The organism is Aeromonas finlandensis (assembly GCF_000764645.1).
Classification (GTDB): Bacteria; Pseudomonadota; Gammaproteobacteria; order Enterobacterales; family Aeromonadaceae; genus Aeromonas; species Aeromonas finlandensis.
In genome coordinates this window covers 36,938-53,852 of record NZ_JRGK01000350.1, presented here as the reverse complement: position 1 = coordinate 53,852, position 16,915 = coordinate 36,938, and the positions used below count along the sequence as shown (strand labels likewise).

Annotated in this window: 18 protein-coding genes; 7 read left to right on the top strand and 11 right to left on the bottom strand. The window is 60.8% G+C overall.

The window, feature by feature from the left end; genetic code table 11:
- Positions 1-28: 28 nt before the first annotated feature.
- Complete coding sequence (envZ, locus tag LD28_RS0120980) at positions 29-1,339, bottom strand: two-component system sensor histidine kinase EnvZ (protein WP_033138834.1); 1,311 nt, start codon at positions 1,337-1,339, stop codon at positions 29-31.
- Positions 1,336-2,058, bottom strand: coding sequence for an osmolarity response regulator transcription factor OmpR (ompR, locus tag LD28_RS0120975; protein WP_033138833.1), 723 nt, complete (start codon positions 2,056-2,058; stop codon positions 1,336-1,338). Before ompR ends, envZ begins: the two co-directional genes overlap by 4 nt.
- A 249-nt stretch (positions 2,059-2,307) precedes the next feature.
- On the opposite strand from ompR, the gene greB reads away from it, so the two are divergent.
- Positions 2,308-2,781 (top strand): transcription elongation factor GreB, encoded by a 474-nt coding sequence (gene greB / locus LD28_RS0120970; protein ID WP_033138832.1) that lies wholly within the window; start codon positions 2,308-2,310, stop codon positions 2,779-2,781.
- 265 nt (positions 2,782-3,046) lie between these two features.
- Positions 3,047-5,359: a Tex family protein gene (locus LD28_RS0120965; RefSeq protein ID WP_033138831.1), complete on the top strand. Its 2,313-nt coding sequence runs from the start codon at positions 3,047-3,049 to the stop codon at positions 5,357-5,359.
- Between the two features lie 70 nt (positions 5,360-5,429).
- Here LD28_RS0120965 and LD28_RS0120960 read toward each other — a convergent pair whose 3' ends face one another.
- The 4 genes from LD28_RS0120960 to bioH form a co-directional block, all read right to left on the bottom strand.
- Positions 5,430-5,708 carry a hypothetical protein gene (locus LD28_RS0120960; RefSeq protein WP_005340630.1) on the bottom strand — a complete coding sequence of 93 codons (279 nt, stop codon included), beginning with the start codon at positions 5,706-5,708 and terminating at the stop codon, positions 5,430-5,432.
- 84 nt (positions 5,709-5,792) lie between these two features.
- Positions 5,793-6,563, bottom strand: coding sequence for a putative metalloprotease CJM1_0395 family protein (locus LD28_RS0120955; protein ID WP_033138830.1), 771 nt, complete (start codon positions 6,561-6,563; stop codon positions 5,793-5,795).
- 1 nt (position 6,564) lies between these two features.
- Entirely contained in the window at positions 6,565-6,798 is a 234-nt protein-coding gene (locus tag LD28_RS0120950; RefSeq protein WP_005340632.1) for a flagellar basal body rod C-terminal domain-containing protein, read from the bottom strand.
- 71 nt (positions 6,799-6,869) lie between these two features.
- Positions 6,870-7,634, bottom strand: a complete 765-nt coding sequence (gene bioH / locus LD28_RS0120945) for a pimeloyl-ACP methyl ester esterase BioH (RefSeq protein ID WP_033138829.1) — start codon at positions 7,632-7,634, stop codon at positions 6,870-6,872.
- 38 nt (positions 7,635-7,672) lie between these two features.
- Between bioH and LD28_RS0120940 the strand changes: the two genes are divergently transcribed.
- Positions 7,673-8,401, top strand: coding sequence for a ComF family protein (locus LD28_RS0120940; protein ID WP_033138828.1), 729 nt, complete (start codon positions 7,673-7,675; stop codon positions 8,399-8,401).
- 80 nt (positions 8,402-8,481) lie between these two features.
- Positions 8,482-9,060, top strand: a complete 579-nt coding sequence (nfuA, locus tag LD28_RS0120935) for a Fe-S biogenesis protein NfuA (protein WP_005340636.1) — start codon at positions 8,482-8,484, stop codon at positions 9,058-9,060.
- A gap of 84 nt (positions 9,061-9,144) precedes the next feature.
- On the opposite strand, the gene gpsA is transcribed toward nfuA, so the two are convergent.
- Genes gpsA through LD28_RS0120920 form a run of 3 tightly spaced genes read right to left on the bottom strand, consistent with a single transcriptional unit; the run spans position 9,145 to position 11,104 of the window.
- A complete protein-coding gene (gpsA, locus tag LD28_RS0120930; protein WP_033138827.1) occupies positions 9,145-10,149 on the bottom strand; it encodes an NAD(P)H-dependent glycerol-3-phosphate dehydrogenase in 1,005 nt (334 codons plus the stop codon).
- A gap of 2 nt (positions 10,150-10,151) precedes the next feature.
- Positions 10,152-10,622 carry a protein-export chaperone SecB gene (secB, locus tag LD28_RS0120925; protein WP_033138826.1) on the bottom strand — a complete coding sequence of 157 codons (471 nt, stop codon included), beginning with the start codon at positions 10,620-10,622 and terminating at the stop codon, positions 10,152-10,154.
- Positions 10,623-10,672: 50 nt separating this feature from the next.
- The gene (locus LD28_RS0120920) at positions 10,673-11,104 is read right to left on the bottom strand and encodes a rhodanese-like domain-containing protein (protein WP_033138825.1); all 432 of its coding nucleotides are present in this window, start codon (positions 11,102-11,104) and stop codon (positions 10,673-10,675) included.
- 246 nt (positions 11,105-11,350) lie between these two features.
- Here LD28_RS0120920 and gpmM point away from each other — a divergent pair, with 246 nt between their 5' ends.
- Together gpmM and envC are read left to right on the top strand one after the other, a co-directional pair.
- Positions 11,351-12,880: a 2,3-bisphosphoglycerate-independent phosphoglycerate mutase gene (gene gpmM / locus LD28_RS0120915; RefSeq protein WP_033138824.1), complete on the top strand. Its 1,530-nt coding sequence runs from the start codon at positions 11,351-11,353 to the stop codon at positions 12,878-12,880.
- 9 nt (positions 12,881-12,889) lie between these two features.
- Complete coding sequence (gene envC / locus LD28_RS0120910; RefSeq protein WP_033138823.1) at positions 12,890-14,239, top strand: murein hydrolase activator EnvC; 1,350 nt, start codon at positions 12,890-12,892, stop codon at positions 14,237-14,239.
- Between the two features lie 131 nt (positions 14,240-14,370).
- Here the strand turns inward: envC and LD28_RS0120905 are convergent, their stop codons facing one another.
- Positions 14,371-15,021: a Qnr family pentapeptide repeat protein gene (locus tag LD28_RS0120905; protein ID WP_033138822.1), complete on the bottom strand. Its 651-nt coding sequence runs from the start codon at positions 15,019-15,021 to the stop codon at positions 14,371-14,373.
- 89 nt (positions 15,022-15,110) lie between these two features.
- On the opposite strand from LD28_RS0120905, the gene LD28_RS0120900 reads away from it, so the two are divergent.
- Entirely contained in the window at positions 15,111-16,118 is a 1,008-nt protein-coding gene (locus LD28_RS0120900; protein ID WP_033138843.1) for a substrate-binding domain-containing protein, read from the top strand.
- Positions 16,119-16,250: 132 nt separating this feature from the next.
- Here LD28_RS0120900 and LD28_RS0120895 read toward each other — a convergent pair whose 3' ends face one another.
- Positions 16,251-16,892, bottom strand: a complete 642-nt coding sequence (locus LD28_RS0120895) for a bifunctional 4-hydroxy-2-oxoglutarate aldolase/2-dehydro-3-deoxy-phosphogluconate aldolase (RefSeq protein WP_033138821.1) — start codon at positions 16,890-16,892, stop codon at positions 16,251-16,253.
- Positions 16,893-16,915: the final 23 nt, after the last annotated feature.

The window sequence follows — 16,915 nt, the reverse complement described above, 5'->3', positions numbered from 1 at the left end:
AGGGCGTATCCACCGATACGCCCTTCTCTCAATCCATCCACTCCTGTGGCTGATGTTTCGGCAGCCGCATCTCGACCAGCAAGCCGCCGAGATCCGAACTCCCCAGCCGGATAGTACCGTGGTGCTGGGCGACTATCTTGGCAACGATAGCCAACCCCAAGCCACTACCACCGACGGTCCGCGCCACATTGCCTTGAGTGAAGGGCTTGAGCACCCGGGAGTAGTCCTGCTCCGGGATGCCGGGGCCATCATCAGAGAGGCGCAAGCGCACCCAGTGCCCGTCGTCCTTCAACTCGGCATGCAAGCGGCTCGCCCCATAACGCTGCGAGTTGCTTGAGAGGTTGTTCAACACCCGCCGGATGCTGACCGGATTGCAGGCTACCCGCACCGCCTCTTGGGGCAGCGCCAGATCAACCTCCAACCCCTGCTCCGAGTAGATCAGCAGGGTATCGTGCACCAGCTGGGTCAGGTCGATCGGCTCCAGATCCTGCCCCTCATCCGGGCGGATGTAGTCGATGAACTGATCGATGATGGCATTGGACTCATCGATATCTGAGTTGATGCTCTCCTTGAGATACTCATCACCGGAGGACATCATCTCGGTCGCCAGCCGGATGCGGGTCAGGGGGGTACGCAGATCATGAGATACCCCCGCCATCATCAGGTTTCGCTCTTCTATCAGACTCTTGATGGAGTGCGACATATGGTTGAAGGTGCGGGTCAACCGCCGTACTTCCCGTGAGCCCAGCTCTCCCAACGCCTCGGGGAAATGGCCTCTTGCCACCGCCACAGCCCCAGCCTCGAGATCCTCGAGTGGGCGCACCAGCTGGCGGGCAAAACGCCAGGCCGCAAACAGGGTGATCACCAGCAACACGCTCAAATAGATGATGAGGGGTTCGATATCGTCATCTTCAATCTCGGTCAGCGGAATCCGCACCCAGATTTTGCTGGCCTGGGGCGGCTGGATCCAGATGATGTAGTGATCCTGGACCTCGACCCGCACCTTGGCTTTCCCCCCCAACTCGCGACTGATGTTCTCTTCCAGATAGGGGTACGGCTTGGCATCGTTGAAGCCGTGCTGCACCGCCTCGCTCTGGGTATAGATGTCGGTACCGGTCGTCACATAGACCAGCGCCTCGGCATCTTCACTCAGCGCCAGCTGCTCGGTATTGACCGGAAAGATCAGCTTGACCTGATTGGCCAGCAAGTGACTGATCTGCTTGACGGTAGGCGCCAGCAGATAGTTGTAGAAGGTGACATAGGAGACCGCTTGATAGACCACCAGTACGGCGGCCAGAAACCAGAGCATGCGCGAAAACATGCTGCCGACCTTTTTCATGCACCGTCACCATCGGGCACGAACACATACCCCAGACCCCAGACTGTCTGCAGATAGCGAGGCTGGGCCGGGTCCTGCTCCAGCAGGCGGCGCAAGCGGGAAACCTGCACGTCGATGCTGCGCTCGGTGGCGGTGTATTCGCGACCACGGGCCAGATTCATCAGCTTGTCGCGGGAGAGCGGTTCGCGTGGATGGCTGACCAGCACCTTGAGCACTGCAAATTCACCGCTGGTGAGCGCCATCGGCTCGCCATCCCTGCTCAACTCGCGGGTGGCCAGATTGAGCTGGAAGGAGCCAAAGCTGACAACCTTCTCTGCGGCAGAGGGCGCCCCCGGCAGCTCAACGGTATGGCGGCGCAGCACGGCACGGATCCGCGCCAGCAGTTCGCGGGGGTTGAACGGCTTGGGCAGATAGTCATCGGCTCCCATCTCGAGCCCGACGATGCGATCCACTTCATCACCCTTGGCGGTGAGCATCAGCACCGGGATCTGGTTACCCGCTTCCCGCAGACGACGGCAGATGGAGAGCCCATCCTCCCCCGGCAGCATCAGGTCGAGCACCATCAGGCTGAAGTTTTCACGAGTCAGCAAGCGATCGGCCTGTTCACCATTGGCCACTCCGCGCACCACAAATCCCTGCTCGGTGAGATAGCGTTCCAACAGGGAACGTAATTTCAGGTCATCGTCCACGACCAGGACCTTGTATTGCTGCTGACTCATTGCTTTGCCTCTTTATTCTTTAGCTGCCCCCAATACTAGGGGGGGATATAGCGGGAGCAAAGCACAAATATGTTACCGGTTATTACCCATCCCGAGAGCGTGACGGCCATCAAGTCAGCGCGCTGGCCAGCCACGCCCTGAATGGCGCCAGCCGAGCCATCACGATTTACCTCGACAGCAAGAGGACAAAAGCTAATATTCCCGAGCAGTTAGCGATGAATACCCCTCTTTGACCAGGTCCGGATCACCATGAAGACAAAGCTGATCACCCGCGAAGGCTACAACAAGCTGAAAGAAGAGCTCGATTTCCTCTGGCGTCAGGAGCGCCCCGAGGTCACCAAGAAGGTGGCATGGGCCGCCAGTCTGGGGGATCGCAGCGAAAATGCCGACTACCAGTACAACAAGAAACGGCTGCGGGAGATCGACCGGCGGGTGCGCTACCTGCGCAAATGCCTTGAAGAGCTGGGGATCGTCGACTATGCCCCTGCGCAGGAGGGCAAGGTCTTCTTCGGCGCCTGGGTCGAGGTGGAAAACGAAGAGGGCGAGACCAAGCGCTTTCGCATCGTCGGCTATGACGAGATCTTCGAGCGCAAAGATTACATCTCCATCGACTCCCCCATGGCCCGCGCCCTGCTCAAGAAAGAGGTCGGGGATGAAGCCATCGTCCGTACGCCAGTTGGTGACGCCTGCTGGTATATCAACGAGATCAGCTACCCCAAATAAGGCACCTCCACGCCACCACACACTCCCCAGCTGGCGGGCGACCCACAAGCCGAGCTGCCGATTCGGGATGGAAACAGCACCCGCTGTCGGGACTGGCGTCCCGCAGCCCGACCCCATATAGTGCTCACACTCGGCGCCTTGTGGCGCCAACCGGCCCGCGCGGCAGTGGCCTGGTGGTACCTTGAGTTCCGCCAGGACAGACCCCCTGTACGGTGATATCGCCCCGCGCCAATCCGTTGACCAGGACCCGACCAAGAGATCTTCGATGCAAAGCCACGTAATAGAACATCAGATTGCCGGTGAGCTCAATGCTCGCCCGGAGCAGGTGCAGGCTGCAGTGCGCCTGCTGGATGAAGGCTCGACCGTGCCCTTTATCGCCCGTTACCGTAAAGAGGTGACTGGCGGTCTGGACGACAGCCAGCTGCGTACTCTGGAGAGCCGCCTCGGCTATCTGCGTGAACTGGAAGATCGCCGTCAGGTGATCATTCGCTCCATCGAGGAGCAGGGCAAGCTGACCCCCGAACTGAAGCGCGAGTTGAACGGCGCCGACAGCAAGACCCGGCTGGAAGATCTCTACCTCCCCTACAAACCCAAGCGCCGCACCAAGGGGCAGATGGCGATCGAAGCGGGGCTGGAACCGCTGGCCAACCTGTTGCTCACCGACCCGATGCAGGATCCCGAGCAAGCGGCCGCCGCCTTCCTCAATGCCGAACAGGGGATTGCCGACAGCAAGGCAGCTCTCGATGGCGCCCGCTATATCCTGATGGAGCGCTTCGCCGAGCAGGCCGACCTGCTGGAGAAGCTGCGGGACTACCTGTGGCAGAACGCCACCCTGCGCGCCCGCGTGGTGGCAGGCAAGGAGCAGGAAGGGGCCAAGTTCAAAGATTACTTCGAACACGACGAGCCGCTGCACAAGGCCCCCTCCCACCGGGTGCTGGCCATGCTGCGTGGGCGCAATGAGGGGATCCTCAATCTGGCGCTGGTCACCGGTGACGATGAGAGTGCCAGCCCCTGCGAAGGGATCATTGCCCACCACCTCAAGCTCAATCTGCAGAACCGCCCGGCCGACAAGTGGCTGCAAGGGGTGGTGAGCTGGACCTGGAAGATCAAGCTATCCCTGCAGATGGAGACCGAGTTGATCGGTCGCATCCGCGAGTCGGCAGAGGAGGAGGCGATCAAAGTGTTCGCCATGAACCTCAAGGATCTGCTGATGGCGGCCCCGGCGGGCATGCGCTGCACCATGGGGCTGGATCCGGGCATCCGCACCGGGGTCAAGGTAGCCGTGGTGGATGCCACCGGCAAACTGGTCGATCACGCCACCATCTATCCGTTCGAACCGAAACGCCAGATTGATCAGAGCCTCAAGACCCTGAGTGAGCTGTGCCAGAAACACAAGGTCGAGCTCATCAGCATCGGCAACGGCACCGCCTCGCGGGAGACCGACCGACTGGTGAGCGACCTGTTCGAACGCTACCCCGCCGCCAAGGCGCAGAAGATAGTAGTGAGCGAAGCGGGAGCCTCGGTCTACTCCGCCTCCGAGCTCGCCTCTCAGGAGTTCCCGGATCTCGACGTCTCGATCCGTGGTGCCGTCTCCATCGCCCGCCGCCTGCAAGACCCGCTGGCAGAGCTGGTCAAGATCGACCCCAAGAGTATCGGGGTGGGCCAGTATCAGCACGACGTCGGCCAGAGCCAGCTGGCTCGTCGACTGGATGCCGTGGTCGAAGATTGTGTGAACGCGGTCGGGGTCGATGTGAATACCGCCTCGGTCGCCCTGCTCAACCGGGTTTCCGGCCTATCCCAGACGCTGGCCCAGAATATCGTCGCCTACCGGGATGAAAACGGCGCCTTCAAGAGCCGTCAGCAACTGCTGAAGGTCAGCCGCCTCGGCCCCAAAGCCTTCGAACAGTGCGCCGGCTTCCTGCGCATTCGCGGCGGCAGCAACCCCCTCGACAGCTCGGCGGTACACCCGGAGTCCTATCCGGTGGTGGAGCGGATCCTCGCCAAGCTGGAGCAAACCGTGGAGAGCCTGCTCGGCAACAGCAGCCTGCTGCGCAGCCTGAAACCGGCTGACTACACCGATGAGCAATTCGGCGTCCCTACCGTCACCGACATCATCGGCGAGCTGGACAAGCCGGGCCGCGATCCGCGCCCCGAGTTCAAAACCGCGACCTTCAAGGAAGGGGTGGAGAAGTTAAGCGACCTGGTGCCCGAGATGGTGCTGGAAGGGGTGGTCACCAACGTCACCAATTTCGGCGCCTTCGTCGACATCGGTGTTCATCAGGACGGGCTGGTGCACATCTCCTCCCTGACCGACCGTTTCGTCAAGGATCCCCGCGAGGTGGTCAAGGCAGGCGACATCGTGCGGGTCAAGGTGCTGGAAGTGGACGCCCCGCGCAAGCGGATCAGCCTGACCATGCGCCTCGACGAGAAAGCGGGGCAACCTGCCCGCAAGCCGGCTGAAGCGCGCACCAGTAGCGCTGGCAACGCCAAGCCAAGAAATGAGCCGCGGCAAAGCGCCCCTATGGGTGGCGCCATGGGTAGCGCCTTCGCGGCGGCGCTCTCCAAAGCGAAAAAGTAACGAAGCCTTCCAGCAGCGCTCTACATGCAAAAAGCCCCGCAAGGGGCTTTTTTACCAGCGAAGCTCAGGATTACTGCGCCAGGGCGGCGAGAATGCTCTCGGGCTCTCCATGCTGGGCCAGCACCTCCCGCAGCCGATTGAATGCCTTGCAGGCCTCTTGCGGATACTTGCCGTAAGAGACGACGCCAGTATGGCTCCAGCCAGCCGCCAGCATCACTTTTTTCTTGAAACTGGTCCCTTCTGTCCCACCCCCTCCGAGCTGCATCAGAAACTGCTCCATCTGCAAGTGGGGTGGTGGCACACGGGAGAAGGTTGTGAAATCTTCCGCTTTGACTTCGTCGAAATGCATGACAGCTCCTGTGAAATAGGGTGGGACTGATCTTCAGATTAGATGCAAAACGAACAGAGCTGACGAAAGTTTGGTCATATTGACTCAGACATGCAGGCTGAGGGACTGGGTCGTGGCGGGGCTGACTGCGTGCTGATAACGACCTGCAATCACTTGATTACGCTTGTCCATGTAAGCACTCAGTACCCCGTCCGTACTATTGCTGCGCTCGGCGATCAGCTCTTTACGAGCCTTAGCCTCATTCGCGGCCGCACTGCGCGCGACTGACAGGTCTTGAGCGGAGGGCTCGGCAGGGGCCAGCGCAGCTGCACGTATCTGTTGCATCTTGGCAATGGTGGCGGAGGGATCTCCGGGTACTTCAGAGGTGTCTATCGATACTGAACCACCAGTGGCATATTGCTTGCCATCAGGGCCAACCGAGAATTGATAGGTAGGGGAACCGGCATAACCACCACCAACAGACTGATGAGCCTGCTCGTGAGTCCGTACCTCCTTGTCCCGATCAGCCAGATCCTGCACCTGTTTTTCGTGCCTTTGCTGCTGCTCCTGCTGTTTGGGATCTTGCTGCTTGCGCTGACTCTCTTCACCGGTCGCCTCGACAAAGCGGTGATCGAGGGGATTTTGGACCGGGGGCTGACTGCCTTCACGGCTACTTTGAGTGGCAGGATTACTGTTAGCAGCCTGGCTGGCCTTGGATTTCTCTTTCTGGGAGCCGACTTCGGATTCGGCAACGGAGGCTTGACCCCCACGGGCCTGCGGGATCAGTTCTGCCCGGCGATTATCCGTCCTGGCCGCTTCCACCTGGGGTTGCAGCTGCGTCGGAATAAGGGGGGGCAGACTGACATTGATGTTCATCTCACACCCGGATGTCGATCAGGGTTCCCATCATATCGCTGGCGGTCTGCACTACCTTGGCGGAAGCGCCAGCCTGCTGCTCGGCCACCTTGAGATTGACGAGTTCATCGGTCACTTGCACCTGATCACCGCTGGGTGTGTTGAGGCGGGCGATCTGATTGGATGCCTTGTCGGCAATCTGCTCGGCTCGCTGAAATCCCTGTACCCCGCTGTTGAAGGCTGAATCAATACGCATGGTGTTACTCCTCTGGTCACAGCTTAATTATCCGCCAGACCAGAGGATTAATGAAGCTTGCCGGCTGTTTTTTAGCCAACAAAATCTCGAACGATTTCAATGAATTCGTCAGGGTGGGAGATAAAAGGTGCGTGTGAGGCCTTATTGAGGGTCACGCAGCGGCTGGCAGGGTAGAGATCATCCAGCAGGGGAATGGCTGCCTTGGGCACCAATGAATCCAGTCGGCCATAGATCCGCAACCAGGGCAGATCCAGCTCCCGCAGCGGTTCGCGCAGGTCAATATCGGCCAACAGCTTCAGCCCGGCCTCGAGTGCGGCAAACTGCGGCGCCGGACGCTCGGCCAGCCAGTGGCGCAACTGACGGATGTCGTCCCGGGCATGTTCGCTGCCCATCGCCTGGATCGCCAGAAAACGCTCTATGGTCTGACGAAAATCTCCCGCCAGCATCTGGTTGAAACCGGTCAATACCTTGGGAGCGATCCCCGGCCACTCATCGTGGGCCATGAAACAGGGGGAGCTGGCCACGGTGACGAGGGAGTGCAGCCGCTCGGGATGAGTCAGCGCCAGCTGGCTTGCCACCAGACCGCCGAGCGACCAGCCAAGCAGATGGCACTTCTGCGGCAAGATGGTGGCCACCTGCTCGGCAAGCCAGGGCAGGCTGTAATCCACCTCATCTGCCAGCGGGCTGTTGCCAAAGCCGGGCAAATCCACCAGATGAACCCGATAATGGGACGCCAACTGTTGGGCAATGCCATGCCAGACCGCACCATTCATCCCCCATCCGTGCAACAGCACCAGATCGGGCCCCTGGCCAAACTGCTCTACCGATATGCTCATCTAGACTCAAGATCCCTGTTCATGCTCTTGGGGTCAGCATGTTAAAGCGACTGCTCGCTAAAGCAAGCCCGCTGCTCGGCAGCCACGGCGACTGGCAAGGGAGCTGCCTGCTCTGTCATCAGCCTTGCGACAACGAGCCCCTGCTCTGTAGCTGGTGTCGGCAAGCATTGCACCAATCACAGCCAAGATGCCGCCTCTGCGCCGCGCCGCTGGCAGACTATATAGAAGAGAGCATACCGGTCTGTGGCCGCTGCCAGCGCAGACCTCCCCCCTGGGAGCGGTTGCAGGTGATCGGCGACTACCAGGCCCCCTACCCCATGCTGATCCCCCGGCTCAAATATTCCGGCCAGATCTTGCTGGCGCCATTGCTGGCCCGCCTGCTGGCCGATCATCTGGATGGCAGCGATCCGCCGGAGGCAATCATTCCGGTTCCCCTGCACTGGTGGCGGCAGTGGCGACGCGGTTTCAATCAGGCGGAGGAGATCGCGCACACCCTTGGCGAGCTCACCGGCATTCCCTGCGACAACACCCTGCTGCAGCGCATCAAGGCGACCCCGCAGCAAACAACCCTCAGCGCCGGGCAACGGCGGCGCAATCTGCGCGGGGCATTCCAGATCCGCCCCCACCACTATCGCCATGTTGCCCTGCTCGACGACGTCGTGACCACCGGCGCCACCGCCGGTCAGCTCAGCCGTGTGCTCCATGAGAGCGGCATCACAAAGGTAGAAGTGTGGGCAATCTGTCGTACCCTCCGGCACAGCAAGTAGCCATCGGCATGCTACCCAAGCATTAATAACCGCGTTATTATGAATACCCTAGTCGTACACTCAGGTTTATGAGGATAGTGATGATCAGCATTTCCGACGCCGCCCAGGCCCATTTCCGTAAACTGCTGGAAAAACAGCCTGATGGCACCAATATCCGGGTGTTTGTGGTCAATCCGGGAACCCAGAATGCCGAGTGTGGCGTATCGTATTGCCCGCCCGATGCCGTGGACCCGGAAGATCAACACCTGCCCTTCAGCGGCTTCGACTGCATGGTCGATCCCCTGAGCGCCCCCTTCCTGGTGGATGCCACCATCGACTTCGTGACCGATCAGATGGGCTCCCAGCTCACTCTGAAAGCACCGAACGCCAAGATGCGTAAAGTGGCCGATGACGCGCCGCTGATCGAGCGCATCGAGTACGTGTTGATGTCCGAAGTGAACCCCATGCTGGCCGGTCACGGTGGCAAGGTCACTCTGGTCGAGCTGACCGAGGACAAACTGGCCATCCTGCAGTTTGGCGGCGGTTGCAACGGCTGCTCCATGGTCGATTACACCCTGAAAGAGGGGATCGAGAAGCAGCTGCTGGAGAAGTTCCCGGGCGAGCTCAACGGGGTGAAAGACGCCACCGAGCACCAGCGCGGCGACCACTCCTACTACTGATTTGCACAGCCCTTGTGGCAAAAACATGCTGCAAAGAAAAGGCCCCGCCATCTGGCGGGGCCTTTTGCATGGGCAATCGGCAGATTACTCGTCCTTCTTGTCTCGCGACAGCAGGGCGATGGCCGCCTCTTTCGGGTTCTTACCCTCGTAGAGCACCTTGAAGATCTGCTCGCAGATGGGCATCTCGACGCCGCAGCGGGCCGCCAGCAGATGCACCTCCTTGGTGTTGCGATACCCCTCCACCACCTGACCGATCTCGGTCATGGCGGTGTCGACATCTTTACCGGCGCCCAGCGCCAGCCCGAAGCGACGGTTGCGCGACTGGTTGTCGGTACAGGTGAGCACCAGATCCCCGAGCCCCGCCATCCCCATAAAGGTTTTGGCATCGGCACCGAGGGCGGCACCCAGACGCTGCATCTCCACCAGACCCCGGGTGATGAGCGCGGTTCTGGCGTTGGCGCCAAACCCGAGCCCGTCGGAGAGACCGGCACCGATGGCGATGACGTTCTTCACCGCACCGCCCAGCTGCAGACCGACGAAATCCGGATTGGTATAGACCCGGAACGAGCGGCCGCAGTGCAGCAGATGAGAGAGATCGTCGGCAAACTCGTCGTGGGTCGAGGCGACCGAGATAGCGGTCGGCAGACCGGCAGCCAGCTCCTTGGCGAAGGTGGGGCCGGAGATCACCGCCAGCGGTATCTCGTCACCCAGCACCTCGCGGGCCACATCCTGCAGCAGGCGGCCGCTGTCAGGCTCCAGCCCCTTGGTGGCCCAGGCGATACGGGTATCAGGGCGCAGGAAGGGTTTGACCTGAGTCAGCACCTGGCCGAATACGTGGCTCGGCACGACCAGCAGCAGCACGGGGGCAGCCTGTACCGCACGTTGCAGATCCGCAGTCAGCTGCAGATCGGCGGGAAAAGGGACATCCGGCAAAAATGCCTTGTTGCAGCGATCCTGTTCCAGCTCGGCGACATGGGCGGGGTCATGACCCCACAGCAGGGTCGGATGACCGTTGCGCGCCAGAGAAATGGCAAGGGCGGAGCCGTAAGACCCCGCCCCCAAGACCGAGATAGCGATCTGGTCAGCCATTATCAGGCTTCCGCAGTCGCCTGCTGGGCCTGTGCTTGCGCCATGTGCTGGGCAAACAGGGCATCGAAGTTGACCGGTGCCAGGTTCAGCTGCGGGAAGGAACCCTTGCTCACCATGTTGGCCACGGCTTCGCGGGCATACGGGAACAGGATGTTCGGGCAGAAGGCAGCCAGGCAGTGAGCCAGTTGCGGCTCCGGCAGGTTACCGATGGTGAAGATACCGGCTTGCTGTACTTCGCACAGGAAGGCAGTTTCGGTTTCCAGTTTGCAAGTCACGGTCAGGGTCAGCACAACCTCGTACACGTTGTCAGCCAGGATGTTGGTCTTGGTATCCATATCCAGCTTGACGTCCGGCTGCCACTCTTTCTGGAAGATGTGCGGGGTGTTCGGCGCTTCGAAAGAGACATCCTTGGTGTAGACACGCTGGATGTGGAATTCCGGTTGTACTTCCTGGTTGTTGATCTCGTCAGCCATTTCGTTTGATTCCTTGTTATATGGATAAGTGGGCTCAGGCCCTGCTTAAATCAGCGTTTCTTGGTTACCGGCAGATTGTCTGCACGCCATTGGGCCATGCCACCGCCGAGCACATAAACCTGCTTGAAGCCAGCTTTGCTCAGCTGACGGCCCGCGCCGCCCGCAGTCATTCCCGACTCGCACACCACTATGATGGGGGCATCTTTATGCTTTTCAACCGGACCCAGATTATTGCTCTGGATCTGGGTCAGCGGCAGATGTTGGGCACCGGCCAGATGACCCTTGGCGTACTCTTCCTGACTGCGAATATCCACCACGGTGGCGTTCTCGCGGTTGATCAGCAGGGTAGCGGTGTGGTTGTTGACGGTTTTTACCGGAGACATACGGGCACGCACAGTGGTGTAAACCAGGGTGCCAGCCAGACCCAACCAGGCTGCGGTCAGCAGCGGGTTACGGGCCGCAAAATCCAAATACTCTTGCATCTTCTACTATCCAGGGACCAAGACAAGGGCCCGAGTATACATGGGGGTATTGATAAGATCAGCCATCTTGGCGGCAAAGCGCGAGCAGGCTCCCATCATCAACGGGAAGCAGACATGGCAGGAAGGGCGTGGCTTGCAGGGTCGCGAGAGCGCCCCTTGGCTATCAGGTGACTATTTCGGCAGATGTAGTAATATTACGCTAGTTTCACTTCCCGCATTTTTTCCAATCCGAGAGGACATAGTCTTATGTCAACAGCTAAGAAACCTTTGGTTCTGGTCATCATGGACGGTTGGGGCTACAGCACCAAGCAAGAGCACAACGCCGTCGCAGCCGCCAAGACTCCCAACCTCGACCGTCTCACCCGTGACTACACCAGCACCCTGATCTCCGGCTCCGGCCTGGACGTCGGTCTGCCGGATGGCCAAATGGGTAACTCCGAAGTGGGTCACACCAACATCGGCGCCGGTCGTGTTGTCTATCAGGAGCTGACCCGCATCTCCAAAGAGATCAAAGATGGCGACTTCTTCCAGAACGTCGAGCTGGCCAAAGCCGTTGACTCTGCCGTGACCAATGGCAAAGCCGTTCACATCATGGGCCTTATGTCTCCGGGTGGCGTACACAGCCACGAAGAGCACATCATGGGCATGATCGAAATGGCCGCCAAGCGTGGCGCCGAGAAGATCTATCTGCACGCCTTCCTGGATGGCCGCGACGTTCCGCCGCGCTCCGCCCAGTCCTCCATCGAGCTGTTCGATGCCCTGTTCGCCAAGCTGGGCAAGGGGCGTTTCGCCTCCATGATCGGCCGTTACTTCGCCATGGACCGTGACAACCGCTGGGATCGCGTGCAGCAAGCCTATGACCTGATGACTCAGGGCAAGGGCGAGTTCACCGCCGAGAGCGCCACCGAAGCACTGGCTGCCGCCTATGCCCGCGACGAGAACGACGAGTTCGTCAAAGCCACCCGCATCGGCGAAGCTGCACCGATGGAAGATGGCGATGCGCTGATTTTCATGAACTTCCGTGCCGACCGTGCCCGTGAAATCACCCGCGCCTTCGTTGACGCAGACTTCACCGGTTTCGCCCGTGCGGCCACCCCTGCGCTGAACTTCGTGATGCTGACCGAATATGCGGCCGACATCAAAACTGCCTGTGCCTACCCGCCGACTGCCCTGGTCAACACCCTGGGTGAGTGGCTGGCCAAGCAGGGCAAGACCCAGCTGCGCATCTCCGAAACCGAGAAGTACGCTCACGTCACCTTCTTCTTCAACGGTGGCGAAGAGTCCTGCTTCACCGGCGAAGATCGCGAGATCGTCGCCAGCCCGAAAGTGGCGACCTATGACCTGCAGCCGGAAATGAGCTCCGAAGAGCTGACCGACAAGCTGGTTGCTGCCATCAAAAGCGGCAAGTACGACGTCATCATCTGTAACTACCCGAATGGCGACATGGTTGGCCACACCGGTGTGTTCGATGCCGCCGTCAAAGCCTGTGAAGCCGTTGACCACTGCGTGGGTCGCGTCACCGACGCCCTGGCCGAAGTGGGTGGCGAGTGCCTGATCACTGCCGACCACGGCAACGCCGAGAAGATGATGGACGAAGAGACTGGTCAGGCCCACACCGCCCACACCAATCTGCCGGTTCCGCTCATCTATTTCGGTCGCAAAGCCGAGGTGGTTGAAGGTGGCAAACTGTCCGATCTAGCCCCCACCATGCTGACCCTGATGGGTCTGCCGGTGCCGCCGGAAATGACTGGCAAGCCCCTGATGATTCTGAAATAATCCTTCCCCATGCGGGGATGCGAAGTTATTTCACACAAAACCAGTCGCGTCGGCCTGTTGGCCGGCGCGCTGTTTTTTTGTCTGTCGTTTGGCGCCGACCAGGCGGTTGCCGCCAATCAGCAGCTGGGTACCATGCAGTCCCAGATCAAAGAGCAGCAGAAGACCATCAAGCTCAGCAAGCAGGAGCTGGCCAAGCTCAATACCCAGCTCAAGGCTGACGAGCAGGCTATTTCGGTCGCTGCCGCCAAGCTTAACCAGACCAGGCAACAACTGAAGCAGAACCAGCAGAAGCTGGCGACGCTGCAAAAAGACAAGCTGGGGCTGGAACAACAAGCCAAACATCAGAAGCAGTTGCTGGCCAAACAGGCGGAAAGCGCCTTCCAGGCGGGCAACCACGACTACCTCAAACTGCTGCTCAATCAGCAGGATCCGGCCAAACTGAGCCGCTCCCTCGACTACTACGACTACCTCAACAAGGCCCGCATCGAGGCCATCGACGCCCTGCGCGCCACCCACGACAAGCTGGCGAAAAACCAGCAGGCCACCAAAGAGACCGAAAGCAAGCTGCAAGCCCTGCTAAGCGAACAGCAGGAGCACCATCAAACCCTGCTGGCCAGCCAGCAGAGCCGGGCCAAGGTGCGCAACCAGTTGCAGCAGTCAGTCGAGGATGACGAGCAAAAGCTCACCAAGCTGGTCAAGGCTGAAAAAGCGCTGAAAGCCCGGCTGGAAGAGCTGCGCCGCAAGCGGGAAGAGCAGGAGCGCCGTGAACGGGCCGAGCGGGAACGGCTGGCCAAGCTGAAGGCGGAGCAGGAGCGTCAGCGCAAGCTGGCCGAGCAGCGCCGTGCCGAACAGCAGCGACTCGCCGCCCAGCAGAACAAAACCGTCAAACCGGCAGAACCTGCCGAAGAGGTGGCCAGCACCAAGCCGGAACGCGGCTCGGGCATCAGCAGCGCCGGTCACTACAGCGGTCTCAAGACCAATGGCAGCCTGCGTTGGCCGGTGCAGGGACCGATCCTCATCTCCTACGGTTCACCGCGCACCGCCGAGCTGAAGTGGAAAGGCACCCTGATCGGCGCCAGCGAAGGGACCCAGGTCAAGGCGGTCGCACCGGGCCAGGTGGTCTACGCCGACTGGCTCGACGGCTTCGGCATGCTGCTGGTGATCGACCACGGTAGGGGCTACATGAGCCTCTACGGTCACAATCAGTCGCTGCTGCGCCAGGTGGGCCAGAATGTGGAACAGGGTGAACCGGTGGCACTGGTCGGTGACAGTGGCGGTCAGGACAGACCTGGCCTCTACTTCGAAATTCGCTATCAGGGCGAGGCGATCAACCCGACCAAATGGCTGGCCAAGCGCTGAGTTAACCCTGCCGACCAGCGCGTCACACGCCCACGACAAAAGCCTGCATCACGCAGGCTTTTGTCGTTTCAGGAGCGCGACCACTCACTGGCGGCTCCCATTTGATGAAAAATTACCTCTTTTCGGCCGACTCAGGGGAACACGACCAGGCCGATCTGCTCCAGCAACGTCTGCTGCTGATCCTCGTTGATCTGCACCCCTTGCAGGTCGACCCGGCGCAGATCCAGCCCCGGCAGATCGCACTGGCGCAGATCGCAGCCCTGCAGTTTGAAGCTGGTCCACTCTATCTGGCCAAACTCGGAACCGCTGAGATCGGAACCCGCCAGCGAAGCGCCGAACAGATTGGCCCCCTGCCAGCGGTTGCCGGTCAGCTCGCACTGCTCCAGCAGACAGCCCTCGAAGCTGGCGTAACTGAAGTTGTTGCCGGTCAGATGGGCCTCGCAGAAGTAGCTTTTGGCGGTGATCTGGTTGGCAAAGCTGGCGTGGCTGAAGTTGATGCCGACCGCCTGACAGTCGCGCATCTCCAGCCCCAGACACTGGCTGCGGCTGCAATCCGCCATGGTGAGATCGCAGCGCAGGAAGCTGGCCTCGCGCAGATCGCAACCCTGCAACAGGCAGCCCCGCTCGCTCTCGCGATCGTAGAAGCTGCAATCGATGAAGCGGCTCTCGCTCAGATCCAGCCAGGAGAAGTTGCAGCCGATAAAGCGGCAACCCGAGAACTGCCCCCCCTCCACATCCTGCGGCTCGAAACGCACGCCCTCGAACTGCTTGCCTTTAATCATCGGAAAACTCCCCCTGATACGGTTTCATATGCTGACTTTGGCCGCCAAAAAAGGTAATGTTACATGTAACATCTATGCTGGACAGCCCTATGAACCCGACCCGCAAGCGCCGCCCCACCCTGCAAGATATCGCCGATCAGACCGGCGTAACCAAGATGACTGTCAGCCGCTATCTGCGTGACCCGCAGACCGTGGCGGAGGGGACGCGCGAGCGGATCGCGGCGGCGGTGGAAGAGCTGGGTTACATCCCCAACCGGGCGCCGGACATTCTCTCCAACGCGACCAGCAGGGCGATCGGCATCCTGATCCCCTCCCTCTCCAACCAGGTCTTCTCCGCCGTGGTGCACGGCATCGAGTCGGTGACCCGCCCGGCCGGTTACCAGACCCTGCTGGCCCACTACGGCTACAGCCCGGAACGGGAGGAGGAGCAGATCGCCTCGCTGCTCTCCTACAACGTGGATGGTCTCATCCTCTCCGACAGCCGCCACACCGAGCGCACCCGCAAGATGATCGCCACCGCTGGCATTCCGGTAGTGGAAACCATGGATCTGCCGCAGACGCCCATCGACATGGTGGTCGGTATGGATCACAAGGCCGCCGCCCGGGCCATGGTATCAGAGATGCTGCGCCGGGGCCGACGCAAGGTGGTCTATCTGGGGGCTCGGCTCGACGTGCGCACCCAACTGCGGATGGAGGGGTATTATCAGGCGATGGCCGACTTTGGCCTCACCGGCCAGCATCTGCTGACCGAACAGTCCTCCACCTTTACCCTCGGCGGCGAGTTGCTGGATCAGGCGCTGGTGCGCTATCCCGACCTCGACGGCCTGTTCTGTACCAACGATGACCTGGCGGTCGGCGCCCTGCTGCAGTGTCAGGCCAAGTGGATCCCGGTGCCGCAACAGATCGCCATCGCTGGCAGCAACGCCCTCGACATCGGCCACGCCATGACCCCCAAGCTGGCCAGTATCGTCACCCCACGGGAAGCGATCGGTCGCGAAGCGGCCACCATGCTGCTGGCGCGCCTCAGCGGCCACCCCTTGCCAGAGACCTGCAAGGATATCGGCTTCTCTCTCTATGAAGGGGAGAGCCTGAGCTAGCCCCTTCCCGAGCGGCATAACCCGATCCGGAGACCCTGCAGACCGTCCGTCGGCGCCTTTTCTCCCATTTATCCTGATAACAGAACAGGCCACCCGAGGGTGGCCTGTTCGATTTATCTACACGACTAACGCTTAGCGTTTAACCATTTCAACCGCTTCGCGGGAGAGGCGAGTCACCTCTTCCCAGTTGCCGCTCTTGACCGCATCGGCCGGCAGCATCCAGGAGCCGCCGACGGTGGCCACACACTTGAGCGCCAGATAGTCGGCCACGTTTTTCGGGCCGATACCGCCGGTGGGGCAGAACTTCACCTGGGGCAGCGGCGCGGCAATGGCGGAGAGCGCCTTGGTGCCGCCGTTCGCTTCGGCCGGGAAGAACTTCAGGTGGTCGTAGCCTGCTTCCAGCGCCTGCATCACTTCAGACGGGGTAGCCACGCCCGGGATCAGCGGCGCGGTGCTCTTGGCCGCGTGGGCCAGCAGGGCCGGCGTCATCCCCGGGGAGATGACGAAGCGGGCACCGGCGGCGACGGCTGCGTCAAACTGCGCGCAGTTGAGCACGGTACCGGCACCGACCATGGCATCCGGCATCGCCTTGGCGATGAGGGCGATGGCATCGAGGGCTACCGGGGTGCGCAGGGTGATTTCGAAGACAGAGATGCCGCCATCGAGCAGCGCCTTGGCCATCGGCAGGGCCTGATCCAGCTCATTGATGACCATCACGGGTACCAGCGGAGAGGCGGCAAACACCTCGGCCGGGGTCACTTTCCAGTTCTGCATAGCTCTTCCTTAGTCAAAGGCTC

Bases quoted from the DNA above. Each gene is read 5' to 3' on its own strand.
- envZ (WP_033138834.1), bottom strand. From the start codon at position 1,339: ATGAAAAAGGTCGGCAGCATGTTTTCGCGCATGCTCTGGTTTCTGGCC.
- ompR (WP_033138833.1), bottom strand. From the start codon at position 2,058: ATGAGTCAGCAGCAATACAAGGTCCTGGTCGTGGACGATGACCTGAAA.
- greB (WP_033138832.1), top strand. From the start codon at position 2,308: ATGAAGACAAAGCTGATCACCCGCGAAGGCTACAACAAGCTGAAAGAA.
- LD28_RS0120965 (WP_033138831.1), top strand. From the start codon at position 3,047: ATGCAAAGCCACGTAATAGAACATCAGATTGCCGGTGAGCTCAATGCT.
- LD28_RS0120960 (WP_005340630.1), bottom strand. From the start codon at position 5,708: ATGCATTTCGACGAAGTCAAAGCGGAAGATTTCACAACCTTCTCCCGT.
- LD28_RS0120955 (WP_033138830.1), bottom strand. From the start codon at position 6,563: ATGAACATCAATGTCAGTCTGCCCCCCCTTATTCCGACGCAGCTGCAA.
- LD28_RS0120950 (WP_005340632.1), bottom strand. From the start codon at position 6,798: ATGCGTATTGATTCAGCCTTCAACAGCGGGGTACAGGGATTTCAGCGA.
- bioH (WP_033138829.1), bottom strand. From the start codon at position 7,634: ATGAGCATATCGGTAGAGCAGTTTGGCCAGGGGCCCGATCTGGTGCTG.
- LD28_RS0120940 (WP_033138828.1), top strand. From the start codon at position 7,673: ATGTTAAAGCGACTGCTCGCTAAAGCAAGCCCGCTGCTCGGCAGCCAC.
- nfuA (WP_005340636.1), top strand. From the start codon at position 8,482: ATGATCAGCATTTCCGACGCCGCCCAGGCCCATTTCCGTAAACTGCTG.
- gpsA (WP_033138827.1), bottom strand. From the start codon at position 10,149: ATGGCTGACCAGATCGCTATCTCGGTCTTGGGGGCGGGGTCTTACGGC.
- secB (WP_033138826.1), bottom strand. From the start codon at position 10,622: ATGGCTGACGAGATCAACAACCAGGAAGTACAACCGGAATTCCACATC.
- LD28_RS0120920 (WP_033138825.1), bottom strand. From the start codon at position 11,104: ATGCAAGAGTATTTGGATTTTGCGGCCCGTAACCCGCTGCTGACCGCA.
- gpmM (WP_033138824.1), top strand. From the start codon at position 11,351: ATGTCAACAGCTAAGAAACCTTTGGTTCTGGTCATCATGGACGGTTGG.
- envC (WP_033138823.1), top strand. From the start codon at position 12,890: ATGCGGGGATGCGAAGTTATTTCACACAAAACCAGTCGCGTCGGCCTG.
- LD28_RS0120905 (WP_033138822.1), bottom strand. From the start codon at position 15,021: ATGATTAAAGGCAAGCAGTTCGAGGGCGTGCGTTTCGAGCCGCAGGAT.
- LD28_RS0120900 (WP_033138843.1), top strand. From the start codon at position 15,111: ATGAACCCGACCCGCAAGCGCCGCCCCACCCTGCAAGATATCGCCGAT.
- LD28_RS0120895 (WP_033138821.1), bottom strand. From the start codon at position 16,892: ATGCAGAACTGGAAAGTGACCCCGGCCGAGGTGTTTGCCGCCTCTCCG.